This is a genomic window from Streptomyces sp. BYX5S (assembly GCF_054724165.1).
The window spans coordinates 958,397-975,539 of sequence record NZ_CM138829.1 but is presented as its reverse complement, the minus strand read 5'-3'; the positions used below and the strand labels follow the sequence as shown (position 1 = coordinate 975,539).

Genomic DNA, 17,143 nt, shown 5'->3' with positions numbered 1-17,143 from the left:
TTTATCTGGCCCGGACGAGTGACCCGACCCCCCTCGGATTGATCACAGAACGTCACACTCGATCGCATCCCGATCACCCCCGACAGAAGCCGGGGCAGGCCCGAGCAGAAACGATCTGTCGGAGCGGAGTCGGGCACTCCGGGTCGCCCGCACGGCACCCACCAGGCTGGATAGCCCGTCCGACCTGCCTCTATGATCGGCACACTTTCCTGCCGGGACCCGGCCGCACCAGACCACGCAACCAATCGACGCATCACGGGAGCGAGCGGTGAGCGCACAGCCCGAAGGGCCCACGACCGCGCGCTGGGCCGCCCCGCCCGGCCAACGGCACGATTCGTTCACGGAGAGTGGCCGTCCGCGGCCCGTGCCGCGGCCGCCCCTGCCGAACGCCCTCTACCGGCCCGCGTTCGCGTCGTCCCCGCTGGCGATGGCGGTGGTCGACCGCGGTGGCCGGATCGTCGAAGCCAACGACGCCGCGCACGCGCTGCTGTGCTCGGCGGAGTCCGGGCAGCTGGTCGGCCGCGCCGCCGACGAGCTGCTCGACCTGGGTTCGGACACGCGCACCGCGGAGGCGTACCGGGAGATCCTGCGCGGGCGGCGGGCCCGGCTCAGCCGCACCCGGCGCCTCAAGCACCCCTCGGGCCACTCGGTCTGGCTGCGCGTCACGGTCTCGCCGCTCCCGGACACCGAGGCGGTGCTGCTCTCGCTCAGCGACATCACCGCGCACCGCGGGCTCCAGGACCGGCTGCACCACCTGGAGCTGCACGACCCGCTGACCCGGCTGCCCAACCGGACCCTGTTCTTCGAGCGCGTCGCCGCCGCCCTGGAGGCGGGGACGTACGTGAGTCCGGGGACGACCGGGCGGGTGGGGCTGTGCCTGCTCGACCTCGACGGGTTCAAGGCGGTCAACGACTCCCTCGGGCACCCGGTCGGGGACCGGCTGCTGGTCGCCGTGGCCGAACGGCTCACGCACTGGGCGGAGCACGCCCCGAGCGCGACCGGCGCGCCGCTGGTGGCGCGGCTCGGCGGTGACGAGTTCGCGCTGCTCGTCGAGGACTCCACGGGCGCGGAGCAGCTCGCCGAGTTCGCGCGGGCGGTGCTCGACGTGCTGCGGGAGCCCTTCGACCTCTCGGGTCACCGGGTATCGGTCTCCGCCTCGATCGGCGTGGTCGAGCGGCAGGTCACCGGGACCAGTACGACGGCCCTGATGCAGGCCGCCGACACCACGCTGTACTGGGCGAAGACGGACGGCCGGGCCCGCTGGACGTTCTTCGACCCGGAGCGCAACGCCCACCGGATGACGCGGCAGACCCTGTCGTCGAGTCTGCGGCCCGCCGTCGAGCGCGGTGAATTCACCCTGGAGTACCAGCCGTTGGTGGAGATGGCGGACGGCGGGCTGCGCGGCGTCGAGGCGCTGGTGCGCTGGCGGCACCCGCAGTTCGGCCTGCTGACGCCGAATCGGTTCATCGGTCTCGCCGAAGAGGACGGCTCCATCGTGCAGTTGGGGCGGTGGGTGCTGCGGAACGCGTGCGAGCAGGCGCGGCGCTGGCAGGTGGAGCACCCCGAGGTGGAGCCGGTGTTCGTGAGCGTGAACGTGGCGGTGCGTCAGGTCTGGGACTCGGACCTGGTGGCGGACGTGGCGAGGATCCTGGCGGAGACCGAACTGCCGCCGCGGCTGCTCCAGTTGGAGCTGATCGAGTCCGCGGTGATGGGGACGGCCGGGCGGCCGTTGCAGGCGCTCCAGGAGCTCAGCGAGATGGGGGTGCGGATCGCCATCGACGACTTCGGCACCGGGTACTCCAACCTCGCGTATCTCAGCCGGCTCCCGGTGTCCGTGCTGAAGCTCGACGGGGCGTTCATGCGGGGGTTCCGGGGCGACGGGTCGGCGCCGGCGGATCCGGCCGACGCGGTGATCGTCGAGGCGCTCGTGGAGCTGGCGCACCGGCTCGGGCTCACGGTGACCGCGGAGTGCGTGGAGACGGCGGAGCAGGCGGAGCGGCTGCGGCGGATCGGGTGCGACACGGGTCAGGGGTGGCTCTACTCACGGCCCGTGACGGCGGATCACATCTCCGGGCTGCTGGCGGCGGGCCGGTGACCCGCCGCCGGCCGACGCCGGTGCGCGGTCAGGCGCGCGGCAACCCGTAGGCGTCCGCGATGAGTTCGTAGGAACGCAGGCGGACGTCGCCGCCGTGGGCGTTCGCGGTGAGCATCAACTCGTCGGCCCCCGTGCGCTTTTGCAGGTCGTCGAGGCCGGAGCGGACCTCGTCGGGGGTGCCGTGGATGACGTTGGAGTTCCAGGACTGGACGAAGTCCCGCTCCATCTCGTTGAACTGGTACGCCTCCGCCTCCTCGGGCGTCGGCACGAGGCCGGGGCGGCCGGTGCGCAGCCGGACCATGTTGAGGGCCGCGGCGAGCACCTGGCGGCGGGCCTCGGTGCCGTCGTCGTCGGTGGCGAGGGTGGAGACCCCGATGAGGGCGTACGGCTCGGAGAGCACCGCGGAGGGGCGGAAGTTCTCGCGGTACAGGTCGAGCGCCGGGATCGTGTTCTGCGCGGAGAAGTGGTGCGCGAAGGCGAACGGCAGGCCGAGCGTCGCCGCCAGGCGGGCGCTGAAGCCGGAGGAGCCGAGGAGCCAGATCGGCGGGCGGTTCGGGTCCTGCACTCCGCCGGGGGAGGTGGCCTGGACCGGGCCCGGGACGGCGTGGATGCGGGAGTACGGGTGGCCGTCGGGGAAGTCGTCGTCGAGGAACCGGGTGAGCTCGACGAGCTGCTGCGGGAAGTCGTCGGCGCCTTCGTTGAGGCGGTCCGAGCGGCGCAGCGCGGCGGCGGTGGCGCCGTCGGTGCCGGGGGCGCGGCCGAGGCCGAGGTCGACGCGGCCCGGGGCCATCGCCTCCAGCGTCCCGAACTGTTCCGCGATGACGAGCGGGGCGTGGTTCGGGAGCATGACGCCGCCGGAGCCGAGGCGGATGCGGCCCGTGTGGGCGGCGAGGTGGGCGAGGATCACGGCGGGGCTGCTGGAGGCGACGCCGGGCATGGAGTGGTGCTCGGCGACCCAGTACCGGTGATAGCCCCGGTTCTCCGCGAGGCGGGCGATGTCGACGCTGGTGCGCAGGGCCTGGGTGGCCGTGCGGCCGGCTCCCACGGTGACCAGGTCGAGGACGGAGAGGGGGGTGGGGGCGGTCCCGAGGGCGTCGCCGTGGATCACGGGTCCTCCTGCGAACGTGCGAGTGTGTGCGGCTGGCGTGGGCGTAACGGAGGCGCACTCCACTTTATTCCCGCGCCGCCGCACCGCTCGGGGCTCCGCCCCGGACCCCGCTGCTCAATCGCCGCAGGGGCTCCATATGCGGCGCCGTCCGCGACCAGCCGACAATTGCGGCAGGGCAGGAGACCGGGCAATTGAAGCCTCGCCGGCGTTTGAGGCGCGGGGTCCGGGGCGGAGCCCCGAGGCGTTATGCCTGGATCACCGGTTCCTTCGTGAAGAGCGCGCCCAGCGCAGGCGCGTTGACCCGGCGGTCGACCAGGCGGAGGGCCTCCCAGACCGAGACCTGGTTCGCCGTGAGGACCGGCTTGCCGAGCTCGGCCTCCAGGTCACGCACGTACGCCGCCGTGTGCAACGCCGTGTCCGGCAGCAGCACCGCGTCCGCCTCCGGATGATCCCCGGCCCGCGCCATCGCGAGGACCTCGTCCCACCCCCACGTCCCGACCTCCGCCGCCGTGATGATCCCGCTCCCCCGGACGCTCAGCACCTCCGCCCCGGCCGCCTTGAGGAACGTCGCGAAGTGATCGGCGACGTCCTCCGGATACGTCGCGGCGACCGCCACCCTCCGCGCCCCCACCTCCCGCAACGCGTGCGCGAACGCGAAGGACGTGCTCGACGCCGGCAGCCCCGCCGCCACCGCCAGCCCCCGCACCTGCTCGTGCGCCCCGTCCCAGCCGAAGACGAAGCTCCCGGACGTGCACGCCCAGATCACCGCCTCCGCCCCGGCGAGCCGCAGCTCCTCGACCCCCGCGGCGAGCCGCTCGGGCGCGCCCATCTTCAGCAGCGCGTCGACGCGGTGCGCGTCCTCACCGATGTCGGTGTGCACGACGGGCAGCCGTACATCGCTGTCGATCAGCATCTCGATGCGCGGATAGTCGTCCTCGGCGGAGTGTCCGGGGTAGAGAAATCCCAGTGCGGTCATGCCCTATGTCCACCCTTCCTGTTCCTTCGGCCGCTCCCCCGGCAGGTCCTGGGGGAGTTCCGGCGGGGGCCACACCCGCGCCGCCGGATTCAGCAGCGCCTGGTACGGCCCCACCGCACGCGTACCCAGTCGGGCGAGGGCTGCCCACATCGTGACTTGATTGGCCGAGATCACCGGCACCCGCAGCTCCGCCTCCAGCTGCGGGATGACGTCGTACGTGGGCAGGTTCGTACAGCTGATGAAGAGGGCGTCGGCCCCGGAGCACACCGCTTGCCTGGCCATCGTCGCCACGTCCCGGTAGGGCACCTTCCAGATGTGCCGGGTCAGCCCGAGGTAGGCCCGCCCGGTGACCGTGATACCGGCCTCGGACAGATACGCCTCCAGGGACTCGGTGACCGAGCGGGTGTACGGCGTGACGAGGGCGATGCGGCGCGCGCCCAGCTCGTTCAGGGCCTGGAGCAGCGCCCCGGACGTGGTCAGGCCGGGCAGCGCCCCGGCCCGCTCCATGGCCGCGCACATCGCCCGCTCCCCGGCGACCCCGCCGACGAAGCTGCCGGAGGCACAGGCGTACGCGAGGACCTCCGGCTCGACGGCGCCGAGCGCGCGCACCGCCTCACCGAGGGTTTCGTGCTCACTGACCAGTCGCGCGAGGTCGAGGCTGACCTCGACGGGCACGAACGGCGTGCGGGTGAAGTGGAGGGAGACATGGTCGGGAACCCACCGCCACAGTTCACGGTCGAGGGCGAAGTCGAAGGGGGCGACGACACCCACACCGCGCTGCGGCTGCGGTCCCCCCAGGAATGAGACGTCCATGAGCAGGCCCCATGTTCAGCTGACTGATCAATGCCGGTGTGGTGAATGAGCCGGCGAACCGCCGGGACGTCGGGACAGCGACACAGCGCGAAATCAGGTGCAGGAACCCTGGTGAAGTACCTCTGTTGTCGACGGTAGGTTCCGGTGCCTGCGGGGTCAATCCGCACATGTCAGCAGGTGCCTGTGATCTTTACGGAGTTCCTGAAACCGCTGCCTGTTACCGACTTCTCGCGAACAGGAAAGCCGACCTTCGTTGCCGGACGGTTTCCCCGCGATGTCCGTGCCCGACGATCCGTGCCCGAAGAGGTGAACCTGGGTAGGTGCTCGGCGACGGATCGGCGATCTTTCCCCTGGAGGGCGCATGACGACCGAGCTCACCGGACTGACCGCGCAAAGCCTCGTCGAGGGATATCGCAAGGGGGAGTTCAGCCCCGTCGACGCGACGCGCGCCGTGCTCGCGCGGATCGAGGCGACCGAACCCGTACTGAACGCGTTCGTGCGGGTCGACGCGGAGGACGCCCTCGCCCGCGCGGAGGCGAGCGCGCGGCGCTGGCGGGCGGGCGAGCCGGCGGGCCTGCTCGACGGGGTTCCGGTGACCGTGAAGGACATCCTCCTCCAGAAGGGCGCCCCCACGCTGCGGGGCTCCAGGACCACGTCCACGACGGGGAGTTGGGACGAGGACTCGCCGTCCGTGGCGCGACTGCGCGAGCACGGCGCGGTGTTCGTCGGCAAGACGACGACACCGGAGTTCGGCTGGAAGGGCGTGACCGACTCGCCCGTGTCGGGCGTGACGCGCAACCCGTACGACACCTCGCGTACGGCGGGCGGCTCAAGTGGCGGGGCGGCGGCGGCCGTTGCCGTGGGGGCCGGTCCGCTGGCGCTCGGCACGGACGGCGGCGGTTCGATCCGCATACCGGCCGCGTTCTGCGGGGTCTTCGGGCTGAAGCCGACGTACGGGCGGGTTCCGCTGTATCCGGCGTCGGCGTTCGGGACGCTGTCGCACGTGGGCCCGCTGACGCGGACGGCGGCGGACGCGGCGCTGATGATGGACGTCATCTCCGGCCCCGACCCGCGGGACTGGTCGGCGCAGGGCCCGGTGACCGGCGGCTTCCGGGAGGCGCTGGGCGCCGGGGTGCGCGGGCTGCGGATCGCGTACTCGCCGTCGCTCGGCGGCCAGGTCGCGGTGCGGCCCGACGTCGCCGCGGTGGTGCGCGCGTCGGTGACGCGGCTCGCCGGACTCGGGGCGTACGTCGAGGAGGTGGACCCCGACTTCACCGATCCGGTCGAGGCCTTCCACACCCTGTGGTTCAGCGGGGCGGCGCGGGTGGTGCAGCATCTCCCGGCGTCCCGGAGGCAGTTGCTCGATCCGGGGCTGCGGGAGATCTGCACGCGGGGCGCGCGCTACAGCGCGCTCGACTATCTGGCGGCGGTCGACGCGCGGATGGCGCTGGGCCGGCGCATGGGCGTCTTCCACTCGACGTACGACCTGCTGGTGACGCCGACGGTGCCGATCACCGCGTTCGAGGCGGGCGTCGAGGTGCCGAAGGGGTCGGGGCTGCGGCGGTGGACGGGCTGGACCCCGTTCACGTACCCGTTCAACCTCACCCAGCAGCCCGCCGCATCCGTCCCCGTGGGAGTCGGCGAAGAAGGACTGCCGGTGGGACTCCAGGTGGTGGCGGCGCGGCACGAGGACGCGACGGTGCTGCGCGTGGCGCACGCGCTGTACGAGGCGGGGGTCGCGGGTGAGGGACACTCCGGCCTCAACAGCACTGCAATCCAAGAAAGTTAGGACATCGGCGTTTTGCCGTAATTCTGATATCGGCTTTATCAAGGGCTGAAAGCGATAGGCATACCTTTCGGCCCTTCGGGTAATGGCGCGCCATGGCTCCACCACTTGGTAACAATGAGGGATTCATCGCCAGACCAGTTCGCCGCCGCTCTTTGCTCTACGGTGCGGGAGCGGCGGCGCTGGGTGTGTTCGGCACCGCGGCCTGCACCCGCGTGCCTGAGGAGGGGAAGGTCGAGGGCGGGGACCTGCTGGACCGGTTGCGCGATTCCGGCGAGGTCAGGATCGGTGTGGCGGGCGAGGTCCCGTTCGGCTACATCGACGAGAACGGCGAGGTCACCGGGGAGGCGCCGGAGATCGCCAAAGTCATTTTTCCGCGCCTCGGCGTACCCAGGGTGAAGGCAGTACCCACCCAATTCAGTGCACTCATTCCCGGTCTGACCCAGGCCCAGCAGTTCGACGTCGTATCGGCGGGCATGTACATCAATCCGGACCGGTGCGCACAGGTACTGTTCTCCGATCCCGACTACCTCATGCTCGACTCGTTCATCGTGCGCAAGGGGAACCCCAAGGGCATCAAGTCGTACGAGGACATCGCGAAGAAGAAGCTGAAGCTCGCGAGCGGCACGGCGTACGCGGAGATCGAGTACGCGAAGGCCGCGGGCGTCGGCAACGTACTGGTCCTCCCCGACCAGGTGGCCGGCATGGACGCCGTGCGCCAGGGCCGGGTCGACGCCTTCGCGGGCACGGCCGTCACGGTCCGCAACGTGGTGAAGGGCAAGCAGGGGGTCGAGGCCACCACTCCGTTCCAGCCCGTCGTCGACGGCAAGCCCGCCTACGGGGCGGGCGGCTTCGCGTTCCGGCTGTCGGAGAAGAACCTGCGCGATGCCTTCAACAAGGAGCTGCACAAGATCAAGAAGAGCGGTGAACTCCTGCGCATCGTGGCGCCGTTCGGCTTCACGGAGAAGGAGATGACCGACCTCACGGTCGAGAAACTCTGTCCTCCTGTCGAGGGAGCCGCCTCATGATGTCCGCGAAGTTCTTCGAGAACTGGTTCCTGCCGGGCATCTGGGTCACCCTCGAGGTCACGGTCCTCAGCGCGGTGATCGCCTTCGTCATCGCGTTCGTCATCGGCATCCTGCGCACGTCCAGTCTCTGGATCGTGCGCTTTTTGTCGGGCGCGTACTTCGAGATCTTCCGCAGCACGTCGTCGCTGGTCTTCATGTTCTGGATCGCGTTCACCGTGCCGATGCTCTTCCGCGTCCAGTTCGAGCCGCTGTTCGCCGGCGTCCTGGCGCTGAGCATCACCTACGGCGCGTACGGCTCGGAGATCGTGCGCGGCGCGCTCGCCGCGGTGCCGCCCGCTCAGCGCGAGGCGGGCATCGCCCTCAACTTCACGCGCGCGCAGCGGCTGCGCCGCATCGAACTGCCGCAGGCCTGGCCGGAGATGATCCCGCCGTTCAACAACCTGCTGATCGAGCTCCTCAAGGGCACCTCGCTGGTCTCCCTGATCGCGGTGGCCGACATGACGTTCGCGGGCAACCTCCAGCGGCTCGTCACCAGCGAGAGCGCGCCCATCTACACGCTGCTGCTCGTCCTGTACTTCGTGTTCGCCTTCATCTTCACCCGGCTCATGCGGCTGCTGGAGCGGCACGCCAAGAGCCGCATCGGCCAGGCCCCTGAGCAGGGCGGACTGCGCGTGATCCTCGGCGGGATGCGCTCCAAGTCGACGATCGACGCCGTCACCGGTGCCGGAGGTGCCAAGTGAACTGGGACTGGTCCAATGTCAGCGACTTCATGCCGCTGTTCTGGGACGGCCTGTGGGTGACGGTCCAGGCCCTGTTCTGGGGCGTGATCATCGCCTTCGCCCTCGGCCTGGTGTGGGCGATCCTCCAGCGGTCGCAGACGAAGTGGGTCCGCTGGCCGGTGACCACGGTCACCGAGTTCATCCGGAACACGCCGCTGCTGGTGCAGCTGTTCTTCCTCTTCTACGTCGTTCCCTCGTGGGGCATCTCGATGTCGCCGCTGGTCACCGGCATCGTCGGCCTCGGCCTGCACTACTCGACGTACACGTCCGAGGTGTACCGGGCCGGTATCGACGGCGTGCCCGTCGGCCAGTGGGAGGCGGCCACCGCGCTCAGCCTGCCCAAGGGCCGCACGTGGCGCGCGGTGATCCTGCCGCAGGCCGTGCGCCGTGTGATCCCGGCGCTCGGCAACTACGTGATCGTCATGCTGAAGGAGTCGCCGCAGATCATGGCGATCGGTGCGCTGGACATGCTGGGCGAGGCCCAGAACTACAGCCAGACCACCTTCACCTACGAGGCGATCAGCATCGTCGGCGTCGCCTTCATCGTCATCGCCTACCCGGCCTCTCTTCTTCTGCGAGTTTTGGAGCGTCGTCTTGTCCGCTGACAGCAGCACTTCCCAGGAAATCCCCAATCCCGCCGTCGACGGCAGCGAGCTCATCCGCTTCGACAAGGTCACCAAGCGGTTCGGCAGCAACACCGTCCTCGACAACCTGGACTTCTCCGTCGCGTCCGGCAAGCACGTGACGCTGATCGGCCCGTCCGGGTCCGGCAAGACCACGATCCTGCGGCTGCTCATGACCCTGATGAAGCCCGACGAGGGCACCATCAGCGTGGGCGGCGAGTACCTCACGCACGAGCGGAAGGACGGCAAGCTCGTCCCCGCAGGCGAGAAGCACATCCGCGAGATCCGCAAGAACATCGGCATGGTGTTCCAGCAGTTCAACCTGTTCCCGAACATGAACGTGCTGCGCAACATCACCGAGGCCCCGGTCAACGTGCTGGGCCTGCCCAAGGACGAGGCCGAGCAGCGGGCCCGCGAGCTGCTCGACATGGTCGGCCTCGGCGACCGCTGCGACGCCTACCCCTCGCAGCTCTCCGGCGGTCAGCAGCAGCGCGTGGCGATCGCCCGCGCCCTGGCGATGCGGCCGCAGGTGCTGCTCCTGGACGAGGTGACCTCGGCGCTCGACCCGGAGCTGGTGGCGGGCGTCCTCGACGTCCTGCGCGACATCGCGCACACCACCGACATCACCATGCTGTGCGTGACGCACGAGATGAACTTCGCGCGGGACATCTCCGATCAGGTGCTGATGTTCGACTCCGGCCGGGTCATCGAGTCGGGTCCGCCGGAGAAGATCTTCAGCGAGCCGGAGCACGAGCGCACGCAGGAGTTCCTCAGCGCCGTGCTGTGACCAGCCGCTCACCGAGTGGTGCATGACTTTGACATATGCCACGGTGGCGCGTTCCTGCTGAGGGGCACGGAACGCGCCACCAATCTCCCCAACCGCCGCCCATAAAGCGGGCGTTGGCAGCTATCGTGGACTTCGGCCCAGCTGTCCGGAACCGGTCCTTGCAGGGGGAAACCGTGGCGCTGAAGCACGAGTCTGGTGCGTCCTCGCACCAGCCGCACGACGCGGTGCAGTTCGCACTGCGCGTGCTCGAGACCGTCGCCCACCGGGGCGTGGGCGTGACCGACACGGAGCTGGCGCGGCTCTCCGGGCTCCCCTCCGAGCAGCTCACGGCGCTGCTGCGGATGCTGCGGCGCGAGGGGTACGTGCAGCAGACCGCCGACGGCGCGTACATCACCGGCGAGACCCTGACCAGGATCGGCGCCGCGGAAGGCCGGGCGACCGCGCTCACCGAGAAGCTCCAGCGCACGCTCGACCGGCTGCGGGACGAGGTGGGCGCGGCGGTCTACATGAGCCGTTACGTCGACGGGGAGATCCGCGTCACGCAGTACGCGGCCGGGCCGGAGGCGCCCGCGGTCAACGAGTGGGTGGACTTCCGCGTCTCGGCGCACGCGAGCGCGATCGGCAAGAGCCTGCTCGGCCAGCTCGACATGAACGGGCGGCGGGACCATCTCTCGCGGCACAAGATGGCGCGGCTCACGTCGCGGACGATCACGAACGAGAAGGTGCTGCTGTCGCGGCTGGCGTCGCAGCCGGCGACGGTTCCGGTGCTGGATCTTCAGGAGTACGCGGTGGGGACGGTGTGCGCGGCGGTGCCGATCACGGCGGGGGCGGCGGTGGGCTGCCTTGCGCTTTCCCTGCCGGTCGAGCATGCGCACCGTTTGCACGATGCGGCGGAGCAGCTCAACAAGGAGGCCGCGCCGGTCCTCCTCTCCCTGACCATCTGACCCACCCGTCCGTCCCTCACGCCACGGGGCTCCGCCCCGGACCCCGCTGCTCAATCGCCGCAGGGGCTTGATAAGCCGCAACAGAGCGAGGCCCCCGCACTGCGGGGGCCTCGCTCTTCTGTGCGCCATCAGGGACTCGAACCCCGGACACGCGGATGCTGCATTTCCCCGGGGGATAACCCCCGGACCCCCAGCCGGGCTTGTCGGCGTCGGGGTTGTGCGGTGTTCATGACGAAAGCCCCCCGCTGTTGCGGAGGGCTGTGCGTCTGGTGCGCCATCAGGGACTCGAACCCCGGACACGCGGATTAAGAGTCCGCTGCTCTAACCAACTGAGCTAATGGCGCCGGTTGACGAGGTAAATACTACCTGGCCCCAGGGGGTGCTTCCGACCACTGGCGTCACGGGGCGGTGAGGAGGGTTTCGCGGCCGTGTTCGCGGTAGGAGGTCGTGAGGCGGGCCTGGTCGGCGGAGGTCAGGGGGCGGTAGGCGGGCTCGCCCGGCGGGTGCCACCACACCGTGCCGCCGGACCAGAACCCCTCGCGGCGCAGCTCACCCCGCCGCACCTTGTTCGTGGCGGTCACCGGCATCCGGTCCACGATCCGGAGGAAGCGGGGCGGCATCTTCGTACTCAGGTCCGACTGGGCCCGCAGGAAGGCCGAGAAGCACGCCGCGTCGAAGGCCGCGCCCTCGTGGAGCGCCAGCGTCGCCATCACCTGGTCCCCGGCCACCGGGTCCGGCACCCCGTACACCGCCACGGCGGCCGCGTCCGGCCAGCGGGCGAGGATGTTCTCGATCATGGCGGGGGCGAGGTTCTCGCTGTCCACGCGGATCTTGTCGTCGCCGCGCCCGGCGAAGTAGAGGAACCCGTCGGCGTCCCGGTAGAAGTGGTCGCCGGTCCAGTACCAGCCGTGCTCGCGGACGCGCTCCGCGTACGCGGCGTCGTTGCGCCAGTAGCCCTCGAACGGTGAACGGGACCGGTTCACCAGCTCACCTATCGCCACCGCCCCGTTGAGGAGCCGGCCCGCCCCGTCGAAGGCCGCGGGCGGGCACTCCTCCTTCGTCCGCGGGTCCAGGACGGCCAGGTCACTGCCCGGCGCCGCACGGCCGATCGCGCCCGCCGGGGTGTCCGGGGTGCGCTGCACCGCCGCGCCGCCCTCGGAGGACCCGTACCCCTCCACGAGCCGCACCCCGAACCGCGCCTCGAAGCGCGCCGCGTCCACCGCCCCCGCCTCGGTGCCGAAGCCGACCCGGAGGGGGTTGTCGCGGTCGTCCGGCCGTTCCTCCGTGGCCAGGATGTACTGCACGGCCCGGCCCACGTAGGTGAAGTACGTCGCGCCGAATTTCCGTACGTCGTCCAGGAAGCCGGACGCCGAGAAGCGGCGGCGCAGCGCGACGCCCGCCCCCGCGGCGACGGCGGGTGCCCAGTCCGCGATGACGGCGTTGCCGTGGAAGAGGGGCATGCAGATGTAGTGGACGTCGTCCGCGCTCACCCCGAAACTGCGCACCAGGGAACGGCCCGCCGCCGCCAGCCGCCCCTGCGTGCACAGCGCCGCCTTCGGCGCGCCGGTGGAGCCGGACGTGAAGGAGAGCAGCATGCGGGTGCCGGGCCCGACCCCGGCGGCGATCTGCGGTTCGGCCCCTGCGTAGGGCGCGAGCAGTTCGTCGTACGCGTCGGTGTCGGTCACGAGGATGCGGACGCCGGGCAGGGCGAGGCCGTCGAGCAGCGGGAGGTGGGCGCGCTCGGTGACCAGGACGCGGCATTCGGTGTGCGTGATGTCGCGGGCGAGTTCGGCGCCGCGCCGGGTGGGGTTGAGGCCGGCCACGGCCGCGCCGGAGAGGGCGGCGGCGCCGAGCCACTGGGGGAACTCCGGCGTGTTGTCGAGCAGCACCCCGACGTGCGGCTCCCCGGACCGTGGCAGCAGCTCCCCGAGCAGCGCGGCTCGGGCCGCCGCGCCGGCCGCGACCTGGTGCTGGCTGAGCATCAGCCCTTCCGAGGCGAGCCCCGGCCGCCGGTCGCCCCACCGCGCCTGAACCAACTCAGCAAACGTCTCCGCCACGTTCCCCATGCGCCCGCACCATAACTGACACCCCATCAGATTCCCACCCCGCGAACCCGCCCCACCCCTTCAAGCTCCTGCGGCGATGCCCGTTCAAGCCCCTGCGGCGATTGAGCAGCGGGGTCCGGGGCGGAGCCCCGAGGCGTGGGGGCGGGGGGCCGGGTGCCCCGGTGCGCCGTGGGGCGACGCACCGGGGCCGCGGAGGATCAGAAGGTGACGTCCGAGCACGCGTAGAACGCGTTCCCCGTATCCGCAACCGTCCACACCGCAAGAATCACGTGATGCCCCGACTTCCCGGAGGGCAACGTGCCGGAGTGCGACAACGTCGCCGGCGGCTGCCCACTGAACGGCACCGTCAGGAACGGCGTCGTGTTCAACGCCGCCCGCGTCAACGGCTGACTCTGGTCCCACCCGTCCTTGGTGATGTAGTACCGGAAGTCCGTCGTCGAGTGCCGCGCCGTGAACTGCCACCGGAAGGTCTGGCTCTGACCGCCCGTCACCTTCGTCGTCGGCCAGGCGTTCCCGTTCGGCTGCTTCGCCGCGTCCAGCGCGCTGAAGCCACCGTTGCCGGCCGAACACAGCTTGCCGTCCGCGGGCCCGGCGGCCGGGAACCCCTTGGGACCCTCGACGCTCTGCGGCTCCCACTGGATGTTGCCGCACCCACTGACGGACCCGTTCGCACAGAGCTTCTGCCTGCTGATGGGCAGATCGGTGTAACCGTGACCGCTCGCACCACCCGCCGAGAACGCGAACGCTCCCGCGGTGGTCAGGCCGAGCAGGCCCGCGTACGCCTTCGTACGCTTGGAGATTCTTCGCATGCTGCCGCTCCTGGGGGGTGTTGGGAGTGGTGCCGGAAGCCGTGCGCACAGCGATGGTTCAGGTCTAGACCAACGCCCAATGTAGAACCGCCCATTGGGCATGTCCAGACCAATCGCAATTCCCGGAACGCCCCACTCCCCGTCACCCCACCACCTCCCTCTCCCCCGCTACTCCCCTCTCCCCGTGTAGAACGCCACCGTCAGGTCCTTCACGAGCAGCTTGCGCTCGTAGTCGTCCAGATCGACGAGCCCGCGCGCGGTCAGCCGCGTCACCGTGTCCTCCACCGAGTCCACGACCGACGCGAGAACGGTGTCCCGCTGCCGTGCGTCGAGCGCCGCGATCCGGCGCCGCCGCATCGCCGCGGCCACCTCCGGCTCGTACTCGATCCGGGTGGGCTGCGCCGAGAACACCTCGATGCCGACCGCCTCCGCGTCCTCGGCAAGCCGCCGGGTGAGCAGGTCGCCGAGGGCCTCGGCGTTGCGCAGCACCGGCTCGTCCCGTTCCAGTACGTCGGCGGGGAGTTGGGCCAGCACCCTGGTGAGCCCCGCCTCCACGCACTCGCGCAAGTACGTCTCGTGGTCCGCGATCCCGAGCGTCGCCCGCGCCGTGTCCTTGATCCGCCAGGCGACGAGCACGACGACGCGCAGCGCCTCGCCATTGGTGTCGACCGCCGGCATCGGCTCGCTGCGCCAGTGCCGCAGCCGCAGGTCGACGCGGCGGCGCGGGACCAGCGGGTTCAGCCACAGCAGCCCCTGCTTGCGCACACTCCCCCGGTACCGGCCGAAGCGAGTGAGCACCCAGGCCCCGCCGGTGCGCCCGCGCGCCAGCCCGCCGACGCCGAACAGGGCGAGCGCACCCGACCCGGCGAGCGCCGCCCACTGCGCCGGGCCGAACCCGGCGGCCGCGATCCCGTCGATCCCCGCCCGCCCGGCGAGGTCGGTCATGATCCGGGGCAGCTCCCCCGCCCAGCCGAGCGAGGCCGTGACCCCGGCCGCGCCCACGGCTCCGCCGAACAGGCCGAAGACCCCGGGCAGCGCCCGTGCGGGACGCTCCTTCAGGTCCGGGTCGACGGTCGGCGCGGGCCGCGGCGGGGCGGCGGCACTCTCGACCGCACCCGCGCGTACGCCCGCCCCCGCCCTGCCGATGCTCCCGGTGGAGACCACCGCGGGCCGCAGCGGCACGGCCACCGGGTCGGGGTCGTCACGGAAGAGAAGGTGGACCGGGATCTCGGTGGTGGACTCGTTGCGGATGAGCCGCGCGGTGCGCGTGCCTCCGTCGGTTTCGGTCATGGAATCCTCCGCGTTGCGCGTCATGAGAAGAGCCGGCGCCAGGTCTCGGGGCCGGGATAGCCGTCCGCCGCCTTGCCCCGCCAGCCCTGGGCCCGCTGGAACGCCTCGACGTTGCGTCGGTCCGCCTCGGTCCAGCGCGGCCCGGGACCCGTGCGATAGAAGGTGCCGAATCCTTTCTTCACGAGCTGCTCGCCGAGCCGCGTGACATCGGCGTTCCGCGCGCCGGAGCGGAACTTGTCCCGCCCGGGAAAGGCCGTCGACCCGGCCCGCTCACCGGCGGACCCGCCACTGCCGCCACCGCCCACGGGCGGAATGCTCCGGCCCTGCCCCTTCGACAGATACGCCCAGGTCGTGGGCCCGGGGATGCCGTCCGCGTCCTTGCCGCGCCAGCCCTGCGCGCGCTGGAACGCGGCGGTGGCCCTGCGGTCGGCGTCGCTCCAGCGCGGGGTGGGGCCCACCCGGTAGTAGCGCTTGCCGCCGCGCTCGACGAGCATCTCCCCGAGCCGGGTGACGTACTTGTTGTTCTTGCCGGGGCCGAAGTACTTGGTGCCGGGGAACTTCGTCGTCGTCGCGCGCGAACCCGAACTGCCGTCCGTGACGGCCTTGTAGCGCAGCGCGATGTAGCGGCTCGAATTGCTCCAGTACGCGTACGGGGTGGACTGCATCCGCGCGCCGGGGCGGGTCTGCTCGTACGCCATGTAGTGCGTACGGCTGCTGTCCGTCCAGCCGGCGAAGATCGTGACGTGCGAGCCCTTCTCCGGGTCGGACGGGTTGTGGAAGAGCAGGATGTCGCCGGGCTGGAGCTGGGCCTTGGTGATCCGGGTGCCGTACTGGGCGAGGCTCCCGGTCCACTCGTTGCCCGGCAGCCCCCAGGCCATGGAGACGAACCCGGAGCAGTCCTGCCGGTACCCGTCGTTCCAGTACTTGTTCATGCTGTACGGCACCTTGGCCGCGATCCACGTCCGCGCGCGGTCGAGGATCGCGGCGCGGGAGGTCTTGCGCAGAGCGGTGGACTTCGTGAGCGAGACGGAGGCGGCCGCCTGGCCGGGGGCGCCGTGGAGGGGGCCGGTGCCGCCCTGCGGTGTCCGGTCCGCGTCGTCGCCCGGGGCGGGGGTGAGCGGTCTGGCCTCGTGGTGCTCGGCCGCGGTCGCCGAGGGGGTCTGGACGCCGCCGATGACGGTGCCCGCGGCGGCGGCGAGCACCAGGGCGTGCCGGGTGCACGCCTTGGCGCGCGCCGGGTGGTGTGCGGTCCGCCGCCATTCGGCGCAGCCCGCGCAGTCGCAGTCCTCGGCCGGGTCGACGTCCTCGAAAACGGGTGCGTCCATGCGCTCCATGCGATTCCCCTCACACTCCGGTGCCGGACTTCGGAATAACAAGCCTCGATTTCGCACGCTGGAAGCGTCTCAACTGTCCACGCAAATCGCATGTTGACGGTCCAAAAGGTGGAAATCCACAGAAACCACCTATCTCCTCGGCGCGTCGAGTGGTCAGGAGCACCCCGGAGGGTCGGGTAAAGTTATGCACGTCGACAGGCGCCATTAGCTCAGTTGGTTAGAGCAGCGGACTCTTAATCCGCGTGTCCGGGGTTCGAGTCCCTGATGGCGCACCAGACGCACAGCCCTCCGCAACAGCGGGGGGCTTTCGTCATGAACACCGCACAACCCCGACGCCGACAAGCCCGGCTGGGGGTCCGGGGGTTATCCCCCGGGGAAATGCAGCATCCGCGTGTCCGGGGTTCGAGTCCCTGATGGCGCACAGAAGAGCGAGGCCCCCGCAGTGCGGGGGCCTCGTTGCGTATGTCCGCGTTCGGCGGCGGGTGCGCCCCATCAAGCCCCTGCGGCGATTGAGCAGCGGGGTCCGGGGCGGAGCCCCGTGGCGTGGGGCACGGCTCGGGCAGAAGCGGTAAACGGCATGTTTCGCTGCGTATCGGCCTTGCGATCATGAACCGGGGCACAGCACTCTGTCATGGAGCCTTTGGCTCCCAAGATGCTTACGGTACAAGGCAGTTGAAGCGGGCACCGAGTCGAGCCGGGCCCGAA

At 70.8% G+C, this 17,143-nt stretch carries 14 protein-coding genes and 2 tRNA genes; 8 read left to right on the top strand and 8 right to left on the bottom strand.

Annotated features, from left to right (window positions below; translation table 11 throughout):
- The first annotated feature begins 268 nt into the window (after positions 1-268).
- Positions 269-2,095, top strand: coding sequence for a putative bifunctional diguanylate cyclase/phosphodiesterase (locus ACYBSK_RS04425; protein WP_460245232.1), 1,827 nt, complete (start codon positions 269-271; stop codon positions 2,093-2,095).
- A gap of 28 nt (positions 2,096-2,123) precedes the next feature.
- On the opposite strand, the gene ACYBSK_RS04420 is transcribed toward ACYBSK_RS04425, so the two are convergent.
- The 3 genes from ACYBSK_RS04420 to ACYBSK_RS04410 all read right to left on the bottom strand — a co-directional run bounded on the left by ACYBSK_RS04420 (position 2,124) and on the right by ACYBSK_RS04410 (position 4,992).
- The gene (locus ACYBSK_RS04420) at positions 2,124-3,203 is read right to left on the bottom strand and encodes an LLM class flavin-dependent oxidoreductase (protein WP_460245231.1); all 1,080 of its coding nucleotides are present in this window, start codon (positions 3,201-3,203) and stop codon (positions 2,124-2,126) included.
- A gap of 244 nt (positions 3,204-3,447) precedes the next feature.
- Positions 3,448-4,179 carry a maleate cis-trans isomerase family protein gene (locus ACYBSK_RS04415; protein WP_460245230.1) on the bottom strand — a complete coding sequence of 244 codons (732 nt, stop codon included), beginning with the start codon at positions 4,177-4,179 and terminating at the stop codon, positions 3,448-3,450.
- A gap of 3 nt (positions 4,180-4,182) precedes the next feature.
- Entirely contained in the window at positions 4,183-4,992 is an 810-nt protein-coding gene (locus ACYBSK_RS04410; RefSeq protein ID WP_457475498.1) for a maleate cis-trans isomerase family protein, read from the bottom strand.
- Between the two features lie 361 nt (positions 4,993-5,353).
- Between ACYBSK_RS04410 and ACYBSK_RS04405 the strand changes: the two genes are divergently transcribed.
- From ACYBSK_RS04405 to ACYBSK_RS04380, 6 genes are all read left to right on the top strand, one after another.
- Positions 5,354-6,781, top strand: coding sequence for an amidase (locus ACYBSK_RS04405; RefSeq protein ID WP_457475497.1), 1,428 nt, complete (start codon positions 5,354-5,356; stop codon positions 6,779-6,781).
- A gap of 92 nt (positions 6,782-6,873) precedes the next feature.
- The gene (gene ehuB, locus ACYBSK_RS04400) at positions 6,874-7,806 is read left to right on the top strand and encodes an ectoine/hydroxyectoine ABC transporter substrate-binding protein EhuB (RefSeq protein WP_460245229.1); all 933 of its coding nucleotides are present in this window, start codon (positions 6,874-6,876) and stop codon (positions 7,804-7,806) included.
- Positions 7,803-8,546 carry an ectoine/hydroxyectoine ABC transporter permease subunit EhuC gene (gene ehuC / locus ACYBSK_RS04395; protein WP_457475495.1) on the top strand — a complete coding sequence of 248 codons (744 nt, stop codon included), beginning with the start codon at positions 7,803-7,805 and terminating at the stop codon, positions 8,544-8,546. The genes ehuB and ehuC overlap by 4 nt, the downstream gene beginning before the upstream one ends.
- Positions 8,543-9,190, top strand: coding sequence for an ectoine/hydroxyectoine ABC transporter permease subunit EhuD (gene ehuD / locus ACYBSK_RS04390; RefSeq protein ID WP_457475494.1), 648 nt, complete (start codon positions 8,543-8,545; stop codon positions 9,188-9,190). The genes ehuC and ehuD overlap by 4 nt, the downstream gene beginning before the upstream one ends.
- Positions 9,180-9,995, top strand: a complete 816-nt coding sequence (gene ehuA, locus ACYBSK_RS04385; protein WP_457475493.1) for an ectoine/hydroxyectoine ABC transporter ATP-binding protein EhuA — start codon at positions 9,180-9,182, stop codon at positions 9,993-9,995. Before ehuD ends, ehuA begins: the two co-directional genes overlap by 11 nt.
- A 173-nt stretch (positions 9,996-10,168) precedes the next feature.
- Positions 10,169-10,939 (top strand): IclR family transcriptional regulator, encoded by a 771-nt coding sequence (locus ACYBSK_RS04380; protein WP_457475492.1) that lies wholly within the window; start codon positions 10,169-10,171, stop codon positions 10,937-10,939.
- A 267-nt stretch (positions 10,940-11,206) separates the two neighbouring features.
- Here the strand turns inward: ACYBSK_RS04380 and ACYBSK_RS04375 are convergent.
- The 5 genes from ACYBSK_RS04375 to ACYBSK_RS04355 form a co-directional block, all read right to left on the bottom strand.
- Positions 11,207-11,283 (bottom strand) — tRNA-Lys (locus tag ACYBSK_RS04375).
- A 54-nt stretch (positions 11,284-11,337) separates the two neighbouring features.
- The gene (locus ACYBSK_RS04370; protein ID WP_460245228.1) at positions 11,338-13,005 is read right to left on the bottom strand and encodes an AMP-binding protein; all 1,668 of its coding nucleotides are present in this window, start codon (positions 13,003-13,005) and stop codon (positions 11,338-11,340) included.
- 197 nt (positions 13,006-13,202) lie between these two features.
- Positions 13,203-13,805, bottom strand: coding sequence for a lytic polysaccharide monooxygenase auxiliary activity family 9 protein (locus ACYBSK_RS04365; protein WP_460246960.1), 603 nt, complete (start codon positions 13,803-13,805; stop codon positions 13,203-13,205).
- A gap of 177 nt (positions 13,806-13,982) precedes the next feature.
- On the bottom strand, positions 13,983-15,104 hold the full coding sequence (locus ACYBSK_RS04360) for an SPFH domain-containing protein (RefSeq protein WP_460245227.1): 1,122 nt from the start codon (positions 15,102-15,104) through the stop codon (positions 13,983-13,985).
- Positions 15,105-15,124: 20 nt separating this feature from the next.
- The gene (locus tag ACYBSK_RS04355; protein WP_460245226.1) at positions 15,125-16,429 is read right to left on the bottom strand and encodes a peptidoglycan-binding protein; all 1,305 of its coding nucleotides are present in this window, start codon (positions 16,427-16,429) and stop codon (positions 15,125-15,127) included.
- 207 nt (positions 16,430-16,636) lie between these two features.
- Here ACYBSK_RS04355 and ACYBSK_RS04350 point away from each other — a divergent pair.
- A tRNA-Lys gene (locus ACYBSK_RS04350) sits at positions 16,637-16,713 on the top strand.
- Positions 16,714-17,143: the final 430 nt, after the last annotated feature.

What these genes read in the sequence shown, in the direction of transcription:
- ACYBSK_RS04415 (WP_460245230.1), bottom strand. Translation starts at nt 4,179, where the DNA reads ATGACCGCACTGGGATTTCTCTACCCCGGACACTCCGCCGAGGACGAC.
- ACYBSK_RS04410 (WP_457475498.1), bottom strand. Translation starts at nt 4,992, where the DNA reads ATGGACGTCTCATTCCTGGGGGGACCGCAGCCGCAGCGCGGTGTGGGT.
- ACYBSK_RS04405 (WP_457475497.1), top strand. Translation starts at nt 5,354, where the DNA reads ATGACGACCGAGCTCACCGGACTGACCGCGCAAAGCCTCGTCGAGGGA.
- ehuB (WP_460245229.1), top strand. Translation starts at nt 6,874, where the DNA reads ATGGCTCCACCACTTGGTAACAATGAGGGATTCATCGCCAGACCAGTT.
- ehuC (WP_457475495.1), top strand. Translation starts at nt 7,803, where the DNA reads ATGATGTCCGCGAAGTTCTTCGAGAACTGGTTCCTGCCGGGCATCTGG.
- ACYBSK_RS04370 (WP_460245228.1), bottom strand. Translation starts at nt 13,005, where the DNA reads ATGGGGAACGTGGCGGAGACGTTTGCTGAGTTGGTTCAGGCGCGGTGG.
- ACYBSK_RS04360 (WP_460245227.1), bottom strand. Translation starts at nt 15,104, where the DNA reads ATGACCGAAACCGACGGAGGCACGCGCACCGCGCGGCTCATCCGCAAC.
- ACYBSK_RS04355 (WP_460245226.1), bottom strand. Translation starts at nt 16,429, where the DNA reads ATGGACGCACCCGTTTTCGAGGACGTCGACCCGGCCGAGGACTGCGAC.